Annotated in this window: 15 protein-coding genes; 4 read left to right on the top strand and 11 right to left on the bottom strand. The window is 33.8% G+C overall.

From position 1 onward, the window contains the following. Nucleotides 1-166: 166 nt before the first annotated feature. The 3 genes from lysA to gltB form a co-directional block, all read right to left on the bottom strand. On the bottom strand, nt 167-1,390 hold the full coding sequence (gene lysA, locus KHA90_RS07655) for a diaminopimelate decarboxylase (RefSeq protein ID WP_213297135.1): 1,224 nt from the start codon (nt 1,388-1,390) through the stop codon (nt 167-169). A 313-nt stretch (nt 1,391-1,703) separates the two neighbouring features. Further along, nucleotides 1,704-3,158, bottom strand: a complete 1,455-nt coding sequence (locus KHA90_RS07650; protein WP_213297132.1) for a glutamate synthase subunit beta — start codon at nt 3,156-3,158, stop codon at nt 1,704-1,706. 106 nt (nt 3,159-3,264) lie between these two features. After that, entirely contained in the window at nt 3,265-7,779 is a 4,515-nt protein-coding gene (gene gltB, locus KHA90_RS07645; protein ID WP_213297482.1) for a glutamate synthase large subunit, read from the bottom strand. Nucleotides 7,780-8,195: 416 nt separating this feature from the next. Here gltB and sucC point away from each other — a divergent pair, with 416 nt between their 5' ends. Next, a complete protein-coding gene (gene sucC, locus KHA90_RS07640) occupies nt 8,196-9,389 on the top strand; it encodes an ADP-forming succinate--CoA ligase subunit beta (RefSeq protein WP_213297129.1) in 1,194 nt (397 codons plus the stop codon). A gap of 264 nt (nt 9,390-9,653) precedes the next feature. Here the strand turns inward: sucC and KHA90_RS07635 are convergent, their stop codons facing one another. After that, nucleotides 9,654-10,457, bottom strand: a complete 804-nt coding sequence (locus KHA90_RS07635) for a DUF5694 domain-containing protein (RefSeq protein ID WP_213297126.1) — start codon at nt 10,455-10,457, stop codon at nt 9,654-9,656. A gap of 220 nt (nt 10,458-10,677) precedes the next feature. Between KHA90_RS07635 and KHA90_RS07630 the strand changes: the two genes are divergently transcribed. Beyond that, on the top strand, nt 10,678-11,718 hold the full coding sequence (locus tag KHA90_RS07630; RefSeq protein ID WP_213297124.1) for a sensor histidine kinase: 1,041 nt from the start codon (nt 10,678-10,680) through the stop codon (nt 11,716-11,718). 3 nt (nt 11,719-11,721) lie between these two features. Further along, the gene (locus tag KHA90_RS07625; protein ID WP_213297122.1) at nt 11,722-12,426 is read left to right on the top strand and encodes a LytR/AlgR family response regulator transcription factor; all 705 of its coding nucleotides are present in this window, start codon (nt 11,722-11,724) and stop codon (nt 12,424-12,426) included. A 194-nt stretch (nt 12,427-12,620) separates the two neighbouring features. On the opposite strand, the gene KHA90_RS07620 is transcribed toward KHA90_RS07625, so the two are convergent. The 3 genes from KHA90_RS07620 to KHA90_RS07610 form a co-directional block, all read right to left on the bottom strand. After that, nucleotides 12,621-13,088: a DUF1456 family protein gene (locus KHA90_RS07620; RefSeq protein ID WP_213297120.1), complete on the bottom strand. Its 468-nt coding sequence runs from the start codon at nt 13,086-13,088 to the stop codon at nt 12,621-12,623. A 174-nt stretch (nt 13,089-13,262) separates the two neighbouring features. Further along, nucleotides 13,263-14,282 (bottom strand): aminotransferase class I/II-fold pyridoxal phosphate-dependent enzyme, encoded by a 1,020-nt coding sequence (locus KHA90_RS07615; RefSeq protein WP_213297118.1) that lies wholly within the window; start codon nt 14,280-14,282, stop codon nt 13,263-13,265. 5 nt (nt 14,283-14,287) lie between these two features. Continuing rightward, nucleotides 14,288-15,298 carry a dipeptide epimerase gene (locus KHA90_RS07610; protein WP_213297116.1) on the bottom strand — a complete coding sequence of 337 codons (1,011 nt, stop codon included), beginning with the start codon at nt 15,296-15,298 and terminating at the stop codon, nt 14,288-14,290. 136 nt (nt 15,299-15,434) lie between these two features. Between KHA90_RS07610 and KHA90_RS07605 the strand changes: the two genes are divergently transcribed. Then, complete coding sequence (locus KHA90_RS07605; RefSeq protein WP_213297114.1) at nt 15,435-15,836, top strand: excinuclease ABC subunit B; 402 nt, start codon at nt 15,435-15,437, stop codon at nt 15,834-15,836. Here the strand turns inward: KHA90_RS07605 and uvrB are convergent. From uvrB to KHA90_RS07585, 4 genes are all read right to left on the bottom strand, one after another. After that, a complete protein-coding gene (gene uvrB, locus KHA90_RS07600) occupies nt 15,833-17,824 on the bottom strand; it encodes an excinuclease ABC subunit UvrB (RefSeq protein ID WP_213297112.1) in 1,992 nt (663 codons plus the stop codon). The genes KHA90_RS07605 and uvrB overlap by 4 nt on opposite strands. A gap of 193 nt (nt 17,825-18,017) precedes the next feature. Next, on the bottom strand, nt 18,018-18,956 hold the full coding sequence (locus KHA90_RS07595) for an alpha/beta fold hydrolase (RefSeq protein ID WP_213297109.1): 939 nt from the start codon (nt 18,954-18,956) through the stop codon (nt 18,018-18,020). 82 nt (nt 18,957-19,038) lie between these two features. Further along, nucleotides 19,039-19,341: a type II toxin-antitoxin system RelE/ParE family toxin gene (locus KHA90_RS07590; protein WP_213297107.1), complete on the bottom strand. Its 303-nt coding sequence runs from the start codon at nt 19,339-19,341 to the stop codon at nt 19,039-19,041. After that, nucleotides 19,326-19,556: a hypothetical protein gene (locus KHA90_RS07585; protein ID WP_213297105.1), complete on the bottom strand. Its 231-nt coding sequence runs from the start codon at nt 19,554-19,556 to the stop codon at nt 19,326-19,328. Before KHA90_RS07585 ends, KHA90_RS07590 begins: the two co-directional genes overlap by 16 nt. Between the last annotated feature and the right edge of the window lie 17 nt (nt 19,557-19,573).

Below are 19,573 nucleotides of genomic sequence, written 5' to 3'. Positions count from 1 at the left end.
TACTTTAAGCGGGCTTCGACTCCGTTCAGCCTGACAAGGATTGACGATTTTCTGCGGAATTACTTGATGAGATTTCTCCTTCGTCGAAATGACAAATATGGCGGATAAAAAAATCCCGTCTCAATTAAGAAACGGGATTAAATAGATATTCTCTTTTTTTTTATTTTTAAACTGCTGCAGCAACTTGCTCTGGCAACGGAATTTGATTTTTAAGTAAATCTTCGAATGTTTCGTGTTGGCGAATTAAGATTCCTTTTCCGTCCATCCATAAAACTTCGGCTGGTTTGTACCTTGAATTGTAGTTTGAAGCCATTGAGAAACAATATGCTCCGGCGTTTCTGAACGCTAGAATATCACCTTCGGTAATTTCTGAAATTCTGCGGTTATTAGCGAAAGTATCTGTTTCGCAAATGTATCCTACAACAGAGTAGAAACGCTCTTTTCCTTTTGGGTTCGAGATGTTTTCGATATGATGTTGTGAACCGTACAACATTGGACGAATTAAGTGATTGAAACCACTATCAACTCCAGCGAAAACTGTTGATGTTGTTTGTTTTACTACGTTAACTTTTACTAAGAAATGACCTGCTTCGCTCACTAAGAATTTTCCTGGTTCGAAAATCAACGTTAAATTTCTTCCATATTCTGAACAGAAAGCATTGAATCTTTTGGATAATTTTTTACCTAACTCTTCAATGTCAGTTTCGATATCGTCTTTTTTGTAAGGCACTTTGAATCCGCTTCCGAAATCTAAAAATTCAAGATCTTTGAAATGTTTTGCCGTATCAAATAAGATTTCAGCAGCATACAAGAATACTTCGATATCAAGGATATCAGATCCTGTGTGCATGTGAATCCCCACGATACTCATTTTTGTGTTCTCAACAATTCGCAATATATGCGGAATTTGGTGAACAGAGATTCCGAATTTACTATCGATATGTCCAACAGATATATTTGCATTTCCTCCCGCCATTACGTGTGGATTGATACGAATACATACCGGAATTTGTGGATATTTTGTTCCGAATTGCTCCAGAATAGATAAGTTATCAATATTGATTTGTACACCCATTGCGGCAACTTCTTCGATTTCTTCAAGAGAAACTCCGTTTGGTGTAAAAAAGATTTTTTCAGGTTCATAGCCAGCATGAAGTCCTAATAAAACTTCTTGAATTGATACAGTATCTAAACCAGACCCCATGTTCTTTAATAACTGAAGAATCGCAACGTTTGACAATGCCTTCATGGCGTAATTAACTCTCAAGTTTTCTACCTTAGAGAAAGCTTTAGTTAACCTATTGTACTGGGATTGGATTTTTTCGGCATCATAAACATATAATGGACTTCCAAATTGGTCTGCTAACTGCAGTAAATCTTTTGCTTGCATTTTTTAAACTATTTTGAGCAAAGTTATTACACTTTTGAGTAACCGCAAATTTTTTGTAGAAAAATAACAAATTGTAACAAATTGTTTGTTTTTAAACAAAAAGTACTTTATTTCGAATTTTTGTAAAATTATTTAGCCCACTGATTGTGCGGATCAAACGGATGAACACAGATTTTAAATAAAGATAGAAAAAATCAGCGTAAATCTGTTTAATCTGTAAAATCCGTGGGCAGAATCTGTGGCAAAAAAAGCCGCTAAAATTCCAAGCATAAAAACTTAGAACCTTAGCGACTTAGTATCTTAGAACCTTAGCTTAAAGACTCGGTAAGTCTCCGTTTCCTTTGGTTGGCAAGTTTGTAGAGCCCATTAAGAACAAATCTACCTCTCTTGCTGCTTCGCGACCTTCAGAAATTGCCCATACAATTAACGATTGTCCTCTTCGCATATCTCCAGCTGTGAAAATGTGCGGAACATTTGTTTGGTAATTTTTTGCCTGGTAGTTGCTTCTCATGTCCAATTCAATACCTAATTGCTCGCTTAAAGTTTTTTCCGGACCTGTAAATCCTAAAGCTAATAAAGCTAAATCGCAAGGCCAGATTTTCTCAGAACCTTCTTTTTCGATTAGTTCAGGACGTTGACCCGGAGTCATTTTCCATTGAACTTCAACTGTTTTTAATCCTGTTAATTCTCCTTTACTATTAGAAATGAATTCTTTCGTATTGATTAACCAGTTTCTGTCGCAACCTTCTTCGTGAGAAGACGAAGTTTTTAACTGCAAAGGCCAGAAAGGCCAAGGCGTAGATTCGCTTCTTCCAACTGGAGGTTTTGGCAAAATCTCAAAGTTAGTTACTGATTTTGCTCCGTGACGGTTTGATGTTCCTACGCAGTCAGAACCTGTGTCTCCACCACCAATTACGATTACATCTTTTCCTGTCGCTTTAACCTGATCCGGAATTGATTCTCCGTATAAAACTTTCGTTTGTTGTGTAAGGAAATCCATTGCCTGAACAACGCCTTTGCTTTCGATTCCTTTCGTTGGCAAACTTCTTCTTTCAGTTGCTCCACCGCATAATACGATAGAATCGAAAGCATTTAGTTCTTCTACACTAAAGTTAACACCAACATTCACATTCGTTTTAAAAGTGATTCCTTCTGCTTCAAGGATTAAAACACGTCTGTCGATAATTCCTTTTTCAAGTTTGAAATTCGGAATTCCGTAACGCAATAAACCTCCAATAGCATTGTCTCTTTCAAAAACAGTTACCGTGTGACCGGCTCTGTTTAATTGTTGAGCAGCTGCTAAACCTGCAGGACCTGAACCAATAACGGCTACAGTTTTTCCTGTTCTGGTTAATGGCGGTTGTGGTTTTATCCAGCCTTCATCAAAACCTCTTTCGATGATGTTTTTCTCGATGTTTTCGATTGCAACAGGTTCTTTAATGATTCCTAGTACACATGATTTCTCACATGGAGCAGGGCATAAGCGACCTGTAAATTCCGGAAAGTTATTAGTCGATTGTAAAATCGCTAAGGCACTTTGCCATTCTTCCTGATGCACCATGTCGTTGAAATCAGGAATTAAATTTCCTAACGGACAAGCACTGTGGCAAAAAGGAATTCCACAATCCATACATCTCGAACCTTGTTCTTTTTTCTTATCTTCTGCTAACGGTATAGTAAATTCGTTGTAGTTCGAAACACGTACTGCAACTGCAACATTACTTTCGTCGGCTCTGTTATATTCTTTAAATCCGCCTATTTTACCCATGACATTTTAATTAAAATTCCAATTTCTTTAAATTCCAAATTCCAATTTTTTATTAACATTAATATTGCCATTGAAATTGATTTTTGATTTTTGAAATTGATTTTTATTAAGCTATTAATTCTTCTATTTTTTTCTCTTCTGCAATTCGTTGTAATGCTTTTTTGTAATCGGTTGGCATTACTTTTACGAAATTGTTTTGTTCATTTTCCCAGTCTGCTAAAATTCTTTTTGCTAATGGACTGTTGGTGTACAAAGAGTGATTTTTGATTAGTTTTCTCAATTTCGTCACATCTTCTTCTTCGATAGGATCAAAAGCAACCATTTCCATGTTACATAATGTTGCATCGAATTGTTGTTTTGGATCGTAAACATAAGCAACACCACCGCTCATACCAGCTGCGAAGTTTCTTCCTGTTTTTCCTAAAACAACCACTGTACCACCGGTCATGTACTCGCATCCGTGATCTCCAATTCCTTCAACAACCGCAATTGCCCCAGAATTTCTCACACAAAAACGCTCACCCGCCATTCCATTAATATAAGCCTCTCCGGTAATAGCTCCGTAAAGGGCAACGTTTCCAATAATAATATTTTCTTCAGGTTTGAAAGTTGCAGTAGGAGGGACTTTGATAATTAATTTTCCTCCGGACAATCCTTTTCCTAAATAATCATTACAGTTTCCGTGAATTTTAAACGACAATCCGTTTGTTGCAAAAGCACCAAAACTTTGTCCGGCAGAACCTTCAAAATCAACTAAAATAGTGTCTTCAGGTAATCCTTGTGCGCCATATATTTTTGAGATTTCATTACTCAAAATAGCACCTACAGAACGGTCTGTATTTTTAATTTTAAACGTAACTCTTGTTTTTTCTTTTCTATAAATAGAAGGAATTGCTTCTTTGATAATCGCGAAATCCAATACGTTTTCTAAGTTGTGATCTTGCTCAGTTGTATTGTGATTCGGAACCGTTTTTGCTTTTTCTGGTTTGTATAGAATCGATGATAAGTCTAAACCATTGGCTTTATAATGTTTGATAGCTTTGTTCACATTTAATTTTTGTGATTGACCAACCATTTCTTTTAAGGTTCTGAAACCTAATTGCGCCATGATTCCTCTTAACTCTTCGGCAATAAAATACATGAAGTTGATGACGTGTTCCGGAGTTCCTTTGAAATTTTTTCTCAATTCAGGATCCTGAGTAGCAATACCAACAGGGCAAGTATTTAAGTGACAAGCTCTCATCATGATACATCCAGAGGCAACAAGCGGTGCAGTAGCAAAACCAAATTCTTCCGCTCCTAATAATGCAGCGATAGCAACATCACGACCTGTTTTCAATTGTCCGTCACACTCTAAAACTACACGGCTTCTTAAATCATTTAAGATCAAAGTTTGTTGCGCTTCTGCTAATCCAAGTTCCCACGGAATACCTGTGTGTTGTAAAGAAGTTAATGGTGCAGCACCAGTTCCTCCGTCATAACCTGAAATTAGGATAACGTCAGCTTTTGCTTTAGCAACACCGGCAGCGATGGTTCCAACTCCAACTTCAGAAACTAATTTTACGTTTACACGTGCTTCACGATTGGCATTTTTTAAGTCGAAAATCAACTGTGATAAATCCTCAATAGAGTAAATATCGTGGTGTGGCGGAGGCGAAATCAAACCTACATAAGGAGTAGAATTTCTGGTTTCGGCAATCCAAGGCACTACTTTTTCTCCGGGTAATTGTCCACCTTCTCCAGGTTTTGCACCCTGAGCCATTTTAATCTGAATCTCTTTAGCGTTTGTCAAATAGTTGATCGAAACACCAAAACGTCCTGATGCAACTTGTTTGATTGCACTATTTCTGGAATCTCCGTTAATTTCTTTCTGGAAACGTCTGGAATCTTCTCCACCTTCTCCGGAATTACTTTTTCCGCCAATTCTGTTCATTGCAATCGCCAAATTCTCGTGTGCTTCACTACTGATAGATCCGTAAGACATTGCACCCGTTTTGAATTTTTTCACAATTTCTGTCCAAGGTTCTACTTCGTCAATAGAAATTGGATCTAAATTGTTGAATTCGAATAAACCTCTAATCGTCATTAAGTTTGAGCTTTGCTCATTGACCATATCCGAGTATTCTTTATAACTTTCAGGACTGTTCAAACGAACGGCCTGTTGTAATTTTGCAATAGTAGTCGGGTTAAACATGTGTTTTTCTCCGCCACGTCTCCATCTGTAAATACCACCAATTTCTAATGACAATAAACTTGCAATTTTAGAATTTGGAAATGCTTTTTGAAAACGTTTTTTAACTTCTTTCTCTACTTCAATCAAACCAATTCCTTCAATTCTTGAAGGTGTGTAAGGGAAATATTTATTAGTGAAAGTTTTATTTAATCCTAAAATCTCGAAAATTTGTGCAGCTCTGTACGAATGTAAAGTCGAGATACCAATTTTGTTCATGATTTTAAGAATTCCTTTTGCGATCGCTTTGTTGTAATTTACAATTGCATAATCGGCTTTTATTCCTGTAATATGACCTTGATTTACCTGATCGTGAATGATTTCGTTTACCATGTATGGATTGATAGCACTTGCGCCATATCCAAACAATAAAGCAAAATGATGAGGTTCACGAGGTTCAGCCGATTCGATTATGATTCCGAATTTTGAACGTACCTGTAAAATGTTCAAAGAGTGGTGAATGTAAGAACACGCCAATAACATAGGAATTGGAGCGAATTCTTCGCTTACGCCTCTATCTGATAAAATGATGATATTACATCCTTCAGAAACGGCTTTAAATGTTGCCTGAACACATTTTTCAAGCGCTCTTTCTAAACCGTTAACTCCTTTTTCTATTTTATATAAAGTAGAAATTGTAGCCGATTTGAAATCTACGTGATCAATGTTTCTTATTTTATCTAAATCCTCATTTGAAATAACCGGATTTTGGATTTTTAGTTTTTTACATTGTTTAGATTCAATTTCAAAAATATTGAAATCTCCCCCAATTGCTAAACTGATATCGGTAATGATTTCTTCACGAATACCATCCAAAGGCGGATTGGTAACCTGAGCAAATAATTGTTTGAAATAGTTGTACAATAATTGAGGCTGATCAGATAAAACTGCCAATGGCGTATCGTTACCCATAGAACTAATGGCTTCAGCGGCCTGAGCTCCCATTGGGTTAATGATTGTTTTTAAATCTTCGATTGTATAACCAAATAATTTTTGTCTTGTTACGAAATCAAGTTTCTCAACAGGAGTTGGATTATTAGTATATGGAATTTTAGATAATGGCAACAAATTTGCATCGATCCATTCCTTGTAGGGACGCTTTGTTACAATTGCTTTTTTAATTTCATCATCTTCAATAATACGGCCTTCGTTCATATCAACCAGAAACATTTTCCCCGGCTCTAAACGACCATGCTGAATTACATCTTCCGGTTCAATATCAAGTACACCAATTTCTGATGACATGATTACGAAACCACTTTTTGTTAAAGTATAACGAGAAGGACGCAATCCGTTACGGTCTAAAAGCGCACCAATTACGTTACCATCTGTAAACGGAATCGAAGCTGGACCATCCCAAGGTTCCATAATACAAGCGTTAAACTCGTAGAATGCTTTCTTTTCCTCGCTCATCGTCTGGTGTTTTTCCCAAGCTTCAGGAACCACCATCATCATCGCTTCTGGCAATGAACGACCAGTCATTAATAAAAGTTCAACCACCATATCCATAGAAGCAGAATCTGATTTTCCTTCTAAGATAATTGGGAATAGTTTTTTGATATCATTTCCGAAAACTTTACTTTCCATCAATTCTTCACGAGCACGCATACGGCTCACGTTTCCACGAAGTGTATTGATTTCACCATTGTGACACATGTATCTAAAGGGCTGTGCTAACTCCCATGAAGGGAAAGTATTAGTAGAGAAACGCTGGTGAACTAACGCCAAACGAGTCACTAAATCGGGATCTTTTAAGTCAACATAATAACGGCTGATGTCTTCCGGCATCAATAGACCTTTATATATTATGGTAGTTGTCGATAAACTAGAGAAATAAAACATATGGCTTTCAGAGGTTTTTGATCCTCTAATAGCATGCTCGGCAATTTTTCTAGCTGCAAAAAGTTTTGCATTAAATTCTTGTTCAGTTAAATCCTGACCGTTTTTACTAACAAAAACTTGTTTAACTGTTGGTTCTTTTTCTGCGGCAATCTGCCCTAAATTCTCCACTTCAACAGGTACATCTCTCCAACCCAGCACTTTTAAGTTTTGATCCTTAATAGTTGATTCAAAAGCGTTGATGCAAAAAGAAACCTGGTTTTTGCTTTTTGGTAAAAAAACCATTCCTACTGCATACTCACGTGTTTCAGGGATTTCAAAATCACATACTTTTTTAAAAAAGGCATGTGGGATGTCAAATAAAATTCCAGCTCCGTCTCCAGTTCTTCCATCAGAACTAACGGCACCACGATGTTCCAATTTTATTAAGATATCCAATGCTTTGTGAATAATATCGTTAGATTTAATACCATTCAAATTACAAATAAATCCTGCACCACAATTGTCGTGTTCAAATTCAGGCAAATAAAGCCCTTGTTCTTTAACTTTCATTCTTGATATTTTTTCTACAAAAATAGAGATTTCGTTAAACATAATGTATTGAAATTGTAATTTGGCTTTCATTTTTGTTGTAATATTAGAAAAACAGTTCTTAAATGATAATAATTTCGTAGAAAGCATTGCAAAATGATGAAATCACAATATGTTTTGAATTATATTCTCGAAAGTCCTTTCTGAGCTATTGAAATCATTGAAGTTTTTGTTAAATTTCAAACTAAATAGGGTTTTTTAGTTAACAATTTGCATGCAATAGTTTAACGATTACTTTTCTTTAAAATATAATAATGCAGGAATATCTGAAGTACTTGTTTTTTAATTGAAAAAGATTTTACTTTTAAGTTGAATTTTGCTACTTTTGTCGCCACTTTTATTCTGAACTAAATTCAGAACCAGACAAATTCTATATTATGAACATACACGAATATCAAGGAAAAGAAATTTTAGCGAGTTACGGAGTACGCATTCAACGCGGAATTGTGGCTAACAATGCAGTTGAAGCTGTGGCTGCTGCAAAACAATTAACTGCCGAGACTGGTACAGGATGGCACGTAATAAAAGCACAAATTCACGCAGGTGGACGTGGAAAAGGTGGTGGAGTTAAGTTAGCAAAAAACTTGCAACAAGTTGAAGAAATTGCTGGACAAATCATCGGAATGCAATTGATTACACCTCAAACTTCTGCTGAAGGTAAAAAAGTAAACAAAATTTTAGTAGCAGAAGATGTTTACTATCCTGGTGAAAGTGAAACTTCTGAATTTTATGTTTCTGTTTTATTGAATAGAGCAACTGGTCGTAACATGATTATGTATTCTACTGAAGGTGGAATGGATATTGAAGAAGTTGCTGAGCATACTCCTCATTTAATTTTTACTGAAGAAGTTGATCCTTCTGTTGGATTACAAGGTTTTCAGGCAAGAAGAATTGCTTTTAACTTAGGTCTTTCCGGAAATGCTTTCAAAGAAATGGTTAAATTCATCGATTCATTATACAATGCTTACATTGGTTCTGATGCTTCTATGTTTGAAATCAACCCGGTTTTGAAAACTTCAGATAATAAAATTATGGCTGTTGATGCTAAAGTAAATATCGATGATAATGCTTTATACAGACAACCAAAATATGCTGAAATGAGAGATATCCGTGAGGAGAATCCTATCGAGGTTGAAGCTAAAGAAGTAGGATTGAACTATGTAGATCTTGACGGTACTGTAGGATGTATGGTAAACGGAGCTGGTCTTGCAATGGCAACTATGGATTTAATTAAATATGCTGGTTTTGAGCCTGCTAACTTCTTAGACGTTGGTGGAACTGCTGATGCAAAACGTGTTGAAACTGCTTTTAGAATTATCTTAAAAGATCCTAATGTAAAAGCTATTTTAATCAATATTTTTGGTGGAATCGTTCGTTGTGACCGTGTGGCGCAAGGAGTTGTTGATGCTTACAAAAATATGGGTGATGCTATTAAAGTGCCAATTATTGTTCGTTTGCAAGGAACAAATGCTGAAATTGCAAAAGAATTAATTGACAATTCAGGTATGCCAATTTTATCAGCTACTCAATTTCAAGAAGCTGCTGATCAGGTTAAAGCTGCACTTTCTTAATCAAACAAGAAATTAATTATATAGAAAATCCCTCCGAATATTCGGAGGGATTTTTTTATAGTACCAATTTACTGCAAGTTTTTTTTACCACAGAGAACGCTAAGATTTTATCCTGGAAGATGTTGACAAACACAAAGTTCACAAAGCTTTATCAAATCTAGCTTTGTGAACTTTGTAATTAATTTTAGCTCGCATAAAAAACTTCGTGAACTCTGCGTAAAACTTTGTGAACTCTGTGGTAAAAAAAATCTTATTGTTAGAAAATTATTTTAAAACTGTTGCCAATTCTACAATTTCAAATTCAGGATTATGTTCCACAAATTCTCTAATCATTGCCGTATGTCCCGCTCCCAATAAAACCATTATTTTATCATCTTTGCTTTCGGTCAATTTCTGAATTAAAGCATACATATAAAGATTTCTTCTATACCATTCCGAAACCAAATAAGCACCCACGAAATTATCCGTTTTTCCACCTTTAATAGCCGTTTCAAGATACCAATTAACATTATCATCATTTGATGCTTTTGTGTTAATGTCTAAAAGTAATTCAGTTAGATTATATTTAGCAATTTTTGCATTTTGATCTGTTTCATAATGTTTCATTGTTTCCTCATTTCTCTTGATTAAATCAAACTGACCTGCTGCCGTCATTCCTTTTACCAAACTATCATATGGGAAATCCGTATTGTTATAATCAATTGCATATAGTTGTTTATGACCTAATTTCTTAGCTGATCTTAAGGCGACCTGAACAATTTCGTCAGCATCTTTATGAAGTAAACTATCAGTATTTTTATTGTAGAATTTATCCAGTTTGGCTTGTTTTTGGTAATTCCATTCTACGAAAATTTTATCCGGTCCAAACTTTTTAATTTTATTGGTGATGTTTTCTAACTCTTTCTGACTCTTGTCTGACATAACGTTAAACGTATTTATTTTAGCGACATCAAGTCCCGGATTTTCAAAATGGAAAGTACCCAGTAATAAAATTTGTTTCTTTTTTGATTGAGCAGAAACAACGTTGAATGCAATTGTAAAAACTAATAATAAAGCGATTTTTTTCATGATGATTTGTTTTAAATTCATCACAAATGTATAGTAGCTTTTCGAGTCAATTTTTACTTTTTGATGAACACCAAGTTCCAAAGCACCAACGTTTAAAATTTGCCGCTGAAAAATTTCGTGTACTGTTTTTGATCGTTCATCCCATAAAATTGATGTTTTGTATAAACATAGCATTCATATAAAGTCATAGTTGTATTTTTGAACTACTAACAACATTATTATGAAGCTAAAAATCCCTCTTTACTATCATATTGTACTCTTTCTGGGAATATTTATAATTTTTTATCTTTGGGATATTGGGGTAAATAATCGTGAAATGAACTTCGTTTTTAGTACGATGTATTTTTCGTTTAATGTGACTTTTGTTTTGTCTGTATTCATCGTCTATATTCTTAATTTTTATACTTTTTGCGATTGGTTTTTTAATAAAAAGAAAATTGTATTGTATTCATTAAGTATTCCGCTTTCATTATTAATTTTTGCGGGAGTTCGCTATTTTTTGCAGGAAGTTATAGTTTTTGAAATTACAGGAATTCACAATTATTCCGAAAGATCGAGAGAGGTGACGTATTATATTCGTGATAATTTTTTCTTCGGATTACCGGCCATTATTTTAAGTGTTTTAAGCTATTTATTTTGGCAATTTCAGAATGCATACAAACAGAATCAGCAATTAATTTTAGAGAATAAAAAAGCCGAATTACAAATGCTGAAATCACAGGTAAGTCCGCACTTTTTGTTCAATACACTTAATTCGTTTTATAGCCAGTTGATTTTGAAAGAGGATAAAATGGCTTCGGATATTTTAGTGCTTTCAGATTTGCTTCGTTACGTAATTACAGAAACAGATAAAGAGGAAGTTTTACTTGCTAAAGAAATTCAGTTTGTAGAAAATTATATTCATTTACAGCAGAAGCGATTTGAAGATCAGCTTTATTTAGACTTTGAAATCGAAGGAAATTATTCGAATGAAAAAATTATTCCGTCAGCTTTGATTCATTTTGTCGAAAATGTTTTCAAGCACGGGAAACTGAATAATCCTGATGAAAAAGCTACTATTTCCATCAAAATAAAAGATGCCTTTTTAGAACTATCCACATTTAATTATAATGTTGAAGGAGAGAATTATTCTTCTACCGGAATTGGTTTTGACAATCTTACCAGACGTTTAGAATATGCTTATCAGGATCATTTTACAATAAAAAAAACCACAGAAAATAATACCTTTAAAACGTATTTTAAAATCCCTTTAAATAAATAGAAAATGAAGTTTAAATGTATCATTGTTGATGACGAACCGCCAGCAACCAGAATTCTGGAAAATTATATTGAAAAAGTTTCTTTTCTGGAAAAAGTGGGTGTTTTTAATGATTCATTAAAAGCATTAGAATTTCTAAACACACAAACAGTCGATGTTATTTTTTTAGATATTCAAATGCCACAATTAACGGGTTTACAAATTTCCCGAATCATTTCTAAAGATATCAAAGTGATTTTTACAACGGCATATCCTGATTTTGCTTTAGAAGGTTTTGAGTTAAATGCAATTGATTATTTACTAAAACCAATTGCTTTTGAACGTTTTTACCAAGCAGTTTCAAAACTAAACTCTGAACCAAAAACTGAAATCTCAACAAACAATTCATCTGATTTTATTTTTATTAAAACAGATGGTAAGAATAAATTTCAGAAGTTATTTTTAGATGAGATTTTGTACGTAGAAAGTCTTCAGAATTATGTTTGTATTCATACTAATAAACAGCAAATTATAACTCATTCGTCTTTAAAAAATGTAATTGAATCTTTGCCCGAAAATGATTTTATCCAAATCCATAAATCGTTTGTCGTAGCATTAAAGCAAATAGAATCTACAGATAGTTTTTCGGTATTTATCAATGCAAAAGAATTGCCGATTGGAGCAACTTTTAAAGATGCTTTTTTTGAACGAATTGATCAAAATAAGATATAGAAATGGCGATTGCCTGGGTGTTTACCGCAAAGCACGCAAATCTTTTTTTGTTCTGGATTATGATTATAAACACAAAGTTCGCAAAGCTTTGTGTTGAACCAGCTCTGTGAACTTTGTGTTTATATTATCTTGTAAATAAAAATCTTTGCGTTATCCGTGGTTAAATTTTTGTACTACGTTTAACCGCAAAATATTTACGATTTTTTACCTTTACCGTTTTTGTAAATCACTTTTTCTACGACCTGCACTTTAGGAGCAGTTTTCGTATTGTTTTTCTTGAAAGGTTTTTTAGCTGCGGGACCGGATTTAGAAGGAGCTTTGTCGCCTCTTCCTTTTTCAGCATCTTTTGCGCTAGCTTTAAATTCAGGTCTTTCTTTAGTGCTATCTTTCTTAGGGATTTCCGCTTTATGTTTTGCTAAAACGTCGTTTGGGTTTTTAGGATTTTCTTTTGTTCCTCTTAAATGAATTACCAATCCGTTTAAGAAATTACGCAAAACCTGATCGCCACATTCCATGTAATTTTCATGATCTTCGGCTCTAAAAAAAGCTCCCAATTCTGATTTTGTAATTCTAAAATCTACTAATTCTAAAATTTCAACTATTTGGTCGTCACGGAGCATCAAAGCCACGCGAAGTTTTTTTAGGATATCGTTATTCGTCATCGTTTAATTTTTTACAAAGGTACGTTTTAAAACTAATTTGATTGCAATTTATTGAGTTGGGTGAAGTTTTTTTGCCACGAATTTCACGAATTTTCACTAATTGGATTGCGTTTAAATTTTAATTCGTGATAATTAGTGTAATTCGTGACTAACTTTTACTTGGCATTGAAACTATTAATCGTTTAAGATATTTACTAATTTATCTAAATATTCTTTAAGATGATTAGCAGTAATCACGATTCGATTTAAATTTTTTGAGTTAGACTGATATTTAAAACTGGCGATAATGATTTTATTTTCTCTTAATATTTCAATTAAATTTTCATCTTCTAAATAAAGTAGAGGATACGATTTATCAAATTTAATGTTGTCTTTTTTGATTAACTTTTGATCGATATAATTCAGGTTTTCGAGTAGTTTTTGATGTTGAATTTTATAAATATATTCAGCATCGGCAAGAGTTTGCACAAAAGCAGGATTCATTCCGGCAGCAGAAATAAAAATATCAAGTTCCTTTATTTGATTGATAAATAAAACATCACTTGCAATAACGCCTCCATTTAAACCAAATGCTTTTCCTAATGAAGAAACCATAATTTTTCTTTTAACAGGAAGATCGATTCCTGAATAAATTCCAGAACCATCTCTTCCTAATATGCCAAACGAATGGGATTCATCAATAAGTAAAGTAATTTCTTTATGATCCGGAATTTCCTTTAAAATAGATAAATCAACAGCTTTAGTTTGAAATCCGGAAACACCATCGGTCAAAACCGTAATTTTTTCAGATTTAGAATCTAACAAAAGTGGATTTATTTTATCATTTATAAATATCGGTAAACTCTCATTAGTTTGAATTGCCGTGTGAGTATTTGGGAAATGAAAAAACGAATCTGTTTGTTTTTTTAGTTGATCGATCACTAATTTTCCCGCCAGCATTCCGGACGAAACTGTAACGGCGCTTTCGGCTTTTATATAATGGGCTAGAAAATTCTCGCCATTTTCATAAGCGGTTAATTTAATATTGGCACTTCTGGAGCTTCCGTAAGTAGTTCCCCATTGTTGAATGTTTTTAATTACCAATTCCTGAAAATCCTTATTTGTGGGTAATCCTAAATAAGCTGTTCCTCCAAAATACAAATAATGTTCCTGGTCAATCTCAATAATTCTATCCGGAAACTGATTGACATTCATAACGTTTAGATTAAAGTAACTCCGGTTCCGTTAAGTTCAGAATAATGAATAACACCATTTTTTATGGTTACGCCAGTTGCGATATCTTCGGCTAAAAGTAACGCTCCATCCATATCAACATAATCTAGTTGAGGTAATAAATGTGCAATTGCAGATATTCCAACTGTTGATTCCGTCATACAGCCTACCATTGTTTTTAGTCCCAGTTTTTTGGCTTCTTCAATCATACGTTTTCCCGGAGTTAATCCGCCGCATTTTACCAGTTTTACATTTACGCCGTGAAAGTGGTTGAAACATTTTGCAACATCCTCTTCGATAATACAGCTTTCATCGGCAATTATTGGCAAAACCGAATGTTTGAAAACTTCTTTATGCGCTTCCCAATTATCTGCTTTCATGGGTTGTTCCAGAAATTCTACACCTAATTTTTTTAATTCAACAGCATTAGTAATGGTTTCTTCAACGTTCCAGCCACAATTTGCGTCAATTCTAAAAATGGCATTAGTATGTTTTCGAAGTTCTTTTACAATCGCGATATCTTCTTTTGTTCCAAGTTTAATCTTATAAATAGGCCAGGGAAGTTCCTGCATTTTCGAAACCATTTTTTCTATAGAAGCAATCCCAATTGTATAATCTGTAAGTGGATTATTATTGATAGAATAATTCCATAACTCGTATAATTTTTTGCCTTTTTTGCGTGCATATAAATCATTATAGGCGAGATCTAAAGCGCATAAAGAAAACATATCATGTTTTAAATAGGGGTAGATTTTTGTCCAAAATTCATCTGGAGATTCATCTTCGGCAACTTCAATAATGCTTCTGATTTTTTCTAAATCCTGCATCATCACCGGAACCGTAGTTTTGTAATAGGGATTTGAAGTTGCTTCTCCAAAACCTGAAAAACCATCACTTTTGAGTTCCACAATCAGAGAAGGCTGAAAATCAATCGATTCTCTGGAAATAGTAAAAGTGTGTTTTAGTTTTAGATTGTATTCTCTTAAAATTAATTCCATAGTGATTTCGATTGCTTTTTATATTTCAGGTAAAATATTCGTCATCCAAAGCAATATAAAAAGAAGAATCCTCTAATGATGACTTCTGTTGCGTTTTAGATTTAAAAACAATATTTTAGCTAAAAATAATAAATTGATGAATACCGAAACAGAAAAGAGAAGTTTACTTTTAGAAATGATTGCTTTTTCTACCGTTGATGGGCAATTGCATAAACGAGAGTATGATTTTTTGTGGCTGGTTGCGCAGGAATTAAATATTGAATTGAGTGTTTTTCGTGATTTATTTCATCAGGAAAACACAAATTCGATCATAAAATCAGAGTTTCAGCGTATTCAGCAATTTTACAGATTGGCTTTGATTATGTATTGCGATGGTATTTTGCACGAAAAAGAAGCCAAAGCCATTCAGCAAATTGCAATTGAAATGGGGTTAAACCCAAATGCCACCAGACGTGTTTTAGATTTGATGAAAAAAGCACCAAACGCTATAATTGACCCTAATGTTTTACTGAAAGTTTTTCAGGAACAACACAATTAAGCCAATTGTTCCTGTAGTTTTTTAATATCGTCACGCAATTTTGCTGCTTGCAAAAAGTCCAGTTCCTTCGCTGCCTTCTCCATTGATTTTCGTTTTTCACGAATCATTTTTTCTAATTCTGCTTTTGATAAATAAGCCGTTTCCGGTTCGGCAGCAGTAGATAAAGAATGACCTAATTCATATTCAACCAAAGGGTTTTTAGTAAAAGCACTTTCGATTTTTTTGTTTAACGCCTGAGGTGTAATTCCGTGTTCAGTATTATAATTAATCTGTTTCGTTCTGCGATAATCCGTTTCATCAATTGTTCTTTGCATACTCGCCGTGATTTTATCCGCATACAAAATTGCTTTTCCGTTTAGATTTCTTGCCGCACGACCAATAGTTTGCGTTAAAGACCTGTGATTACGAAGAAAACCTTCCTTATCAGCATCTAAAATAGCAACAAGAGAAACTTCGGGTAAATCAAGTCCTTCACGAAGTAAGTTTACTCCAATTAACACATCAAAAATACCTTTTCGCAAATCTTGCATAATTTCAATACGCTCTAAAGTATCCACTTCAGAATGGATATAACGACAGCGAATATTCACTTTAGTTAAATATTTGGCTAATTCTTCTGCCATTCTTTTAGTCAAAGTGGTCACTAAAACTCTTTCGTCCAATTCACAACGAACGTGGATTTCTTCAATTAAATCATCAATCTGATTCAGACTTGGGCGAACCTCAATAATCGGATCTAATAATCCTGTTGGACGAATAATTTGCTCGACATAAACTCCATCCGTTTTTTGTAATTCATAATCTGCCGGAGTTGCAGACACATAAATGACTTGATTTTGCAACGCTTCAAATTCTTCAAATTTTAAAGGTCTGTTGTCCATTGCTGCAGGTAAACGAAAACCATATTCTACCAAATTTTCTTTACGGCTGCGATCGCCTCCATACATTGCGTGAACTTGTGAAACGGTTACGTGACTTTCGTCAACTACCATCAGGAAATCGTTAGGGAAATAATCTAATAAACAGAATGGTCTTGTCCCGGGAAGTCGTCCGTCAAGGTATCTCGAATAGTTTTCAATTCCGGAGCAATATCCTAATTCGCGAATCATTTCCAAGTCAAAATTAGTACGTTCTTCCAGACGTTTTGCTTCCAGATGTTTTCCTGTTTCTTTAAAATAATCAACTTGTTTGACTAAATCCTGCTGAATTTCCCAAATAGCACCTTGTAAAACTTCCGGAGAAGTTACAAACATATTCGCAGGGTAAATGGTGAGTTTTTTAAACTTTTCAATAACTTGTGAAGTCTTAGCATCAAACGATTCAATCTCTTCAATTTCGTCTCCAAAAAAGTGAATTCTGTAAGCATCATCAGCATAACTTGGATACACTTCAACCGTATCACCTTTAATTCTGAAAGTTCCGGGCGTAAAGTCGGCTTCAGTTCTGGCATATAAACTCTGAACTAAACTATGTAATAATTTTGTTCTTGAAATGACCTGATCTCTGGCGATTTCGATTACGTTTTTCTTAAATTCAACGGGATTTCCAATACCATACAAACAAGAAACCGACGCAACAACTAAAATGTCCCGACGACCTGAAAGCAGGGAAGAAGTTGTGCTCAAACGCATTTTTTCAAGCTCTTCGTTGATAGATAAATCTTTCTCGATAAAAACTCCTGTAACAGGCATAAAAGCCTCTGGTTGGTAATAATCGTAGTAAGATACAAAATACTCGACCGCGTTATTAGGGAAAAATTGTTTGAATTCTGAATACAACTGTGCAGCCAATGTTTTGTTATGGGCTAAAACCAAAGTTGGTCTTTGAACTTCCTGAATTACATTGGCAACGGTAAATGTTTTTCCGGAACCTGTAACTCCTAATAATGTCTGATATTTTTCGCCATCGACAATACCTTGCGATAGTTTTTCGATTGCTTGTGGCTGATCGCCTTTTGGACTATATTCTGAGAATACTTGGAAATTCATTTTTGAAGGATGAAAAGATTAGTTTTGTAAAGATACAAAGTTTGAATTCTATAAAAAAGAGTTGCCACGAATTACGCGAATTGCCCGAATTTTTATAAAATAACAGAATTTAAAAATTATATTTTTGATGATGAATTTATAAAATCAATTTTAAATAATTCCAGAAAATTTGTGTGATTCGTGGCGAAAAAAATCATTCTAAAAAATTAATCATCGCATCGTTCACGATTTTAGATTGATCAATTGATAAAAAATGTCCTGCATCTTTGACCATTTGTGTTTTGCTATTGACTAAATATTTTTGTGCTCGTTCTAGACTTTCGTCAGAATTGATAACGTCATGATCGCCTATTAAAACTAAAACCGGATTTTTAATTGACTCTAATTCCTTATCCGAAAAAGGTGTCATTTTAAGCATGCTAGAATTTGATTTTGCATATTTATTGGCCAGATAAAATTGTCGTTTATAAATAGGACTAATTTTTTCAGGATGTGTTGAAAATGTTTTTAATGTTTTTCCGAATTTCTTTTCGCTTGGAAATAATTTCAGCATTAAGGCAGAAGTTGTTTTGCCAACTTTGTCTATAAATTTAAAAGTTTGTGCCGGACTTAATAAAACTATTTTATCAATAGAATTTACTCTTTTAGTCGCTAATAAAGTCGCAATCCAGCCACCACGAGAAGCTCCTACAATATCAAATTTCTTTAATTTATAATGATCAAAAACTTCATTATACAAAAGCATGATTTCTTCTGATGAAAGTGGTTTTGATGTCAAAGTAGATTTACTGGGTTCCATCATAAAATCAATAGCATAAATACGATGATTTTTGGCTAAAGGTTTAATATTAGGAAACCACATTGTTGAACTGGCGTCCATTCCGTGGAGTAAAACTAAGTCCTTTCCGTTTTTTGGACCTGCCATTATAACGTGAGCCGTTCCGTACGTAGTTTTTACATTTTCTTCGGAATAAGGAATGTCCCAAAGTTTTAGGGCTTTGTCGTATGAATTTATATAAGCTTGTTTTTCACTTTTAGTTTTAAAAACGTAATCGTCAAATTTTACTTTTTTAGTAGACGAACAGCCTGTCAGTAAAAGTAATAATAGTATTCTAAAGTATAATTTTGGCATAGTTATAAAATTCAATTTACGTTTAAAGGTACGCAAATTGCGTATCGATTTAGTATCAGAATTTTACTTTAAAGTATCATAATTATAATGCTTTTGGATTTCGACTTGTATGTCTAATTCTTAAAATTCGAATTGTATTAGAAGTAATTCTGTAAGATATTCTATAGTTATAAATTTGGAAAGCTCTATAAGTACCATTATTTAAGATTTTCATTTCATCTACTTCATAGATTTCCCAATTTTTAATTAAAATAGTAACTGAATTAGTAATTTCATTAATAACTTTAATTGGAATGTGCTCAGTCTTAGATTCTTTTAATAAGGAAAAATAAATTTTTTCAAGCTGATTTTGAGCAGTAATTGACCAAATTATTTCTTTTTCCATTGCTCGATTTTATCAATAACCTCTTTGTGAGAATAAAAATTTCCATTTTCAATCTCTTCTTCAGCAACTTTTAGTTCTTCATTATATTGAGTCAAATAATTCTTTGAAGAATTGCTCCGACTGTCTAAAATGGTTTTTAAAGCAGATAAAAATGATTCATCATCAATTTTTGAAATTTCAGATATCAAAATATTCTTAAGTTCAAGAGTATTCATAGTAATATAATTTACAC

It is taken from the genome of Flavobacterium psychroterrae, from assembly GCF_018380615.1.
GTDB classification, from domain to species: domain Bacteria; phylum Bacteroidota; class Bacteroidia; order Flavobacteriales; family Flavobacteriaceae; genus Flavobacterium; species Flavobacterium psychroterrae.
The sequence above is the reverse complement of the archived record's forward strand: the minus strand, read 5'-3'. Positions and strand labels throughout refer to the sequence as shown.

Bases quoted from the DNA above. Each gene is read 5' to 3' on its own strand.
- lysA (WP_213297135.1), bottom strand. From the start codon at position 1,390: ATGCAAGCAAAAGATTTACTGCAGTTAGCAGACCAATTTGGAAGTCCA.
- KHA90_RS07650 (WP_213297132.1), bottom strand. From the start codon at position 3,158: ATGGGTAAAATAGGCGGATTTAAAGAATATAACAGAGCCGACGAAAGT.
- gltB (WP_213297482.1), bottom strand. From the start codon at position 7,779: ATGAAAGTTAAAGAACAAGGGCTTTATTTGCCTGAATTTGAACACGAC.
- sucC (WP_213297129.1), top strand. From the start codon at position 8,196: ATGAACATACACGAATATCAAGGAAAAGAAATTTTAGCGAGTTACGGA.
- KHA90_RS07635 (WP_213297126.1), bottom strand. From the start codon at position 10,457: ATGAAAAAAATCGCTTTATTATTAGTTTTTACAATTGCATTCAACGTT.
- KHA90_RS07630 (WP_213297124.1), top strand. From the start codon at position 10,678: ATGAAGCTAAAAATCCCTCTTTACTATCATATTGTACTCTTTCTGGGA.
- KHA90_RS07625 (WP_213297122.1), top strand. From the start codon at position 11,722: ATGAAGTTTAAATGTATCATTGTTGATGACGAACCGCCAGCAACCAGA.
- KHA90_RS07620 (WP_213297120.1), bottom strand. From the start codon at position 13,088: ATGACGAATAACGATATCCTAAAAAAACTTCGCGTGGCTTTGATGCTC.
- KHA90_RS07615 (WP_213297118.1), bottom strand. From the start codon at position 14,282: ATGAATGTCAATCAGTTTCCGGATAGAATTATTGAGATTGACCAGGAA.
- KHA90_RS07610 (WP_213297116.1), bottom strand. From the start codon at position 15,298: ATGGAATTAATTTTAAGAGAATACAATCTAAAACTAAAACACACTTTT.
- KHA90_RS07605 (WP_213297114.1), top strand. From the start codon at position 15,435: ATGAATACCGAAACAGAAAAGAGAAGTTTACTTTTAGAAATGATTGCT.
- uvrB (WP_213297112.1), bottom strand. From the start codon at position 17,824: ATGAATTTCCAAGTATTCTCAGAATATAGTCCAAAAGGCGATCAGCCA.
- KHA90_RS07595 (WP_213297109.1), bottom strand. From the start codon at position 18,956: ATGCCAAAATTATACTTTAGAATACTATTATTACTTTTACTGACAGGC.
- KHA90_RS07590 (WP_213297107.1), bottom strand. From the start codon at position 19,341: ATGGAAAAAGAAATAATTTGGTCAATTACTGCTCAAAATCAGCTTGAA.
- KHA90_RS07585 (WP_213297105.1), bottom strand. From the start codon at position 19,556: ATGAATACTCTTGAACTTAAGAATATTTTGATATCTGAAATTTCAAAA.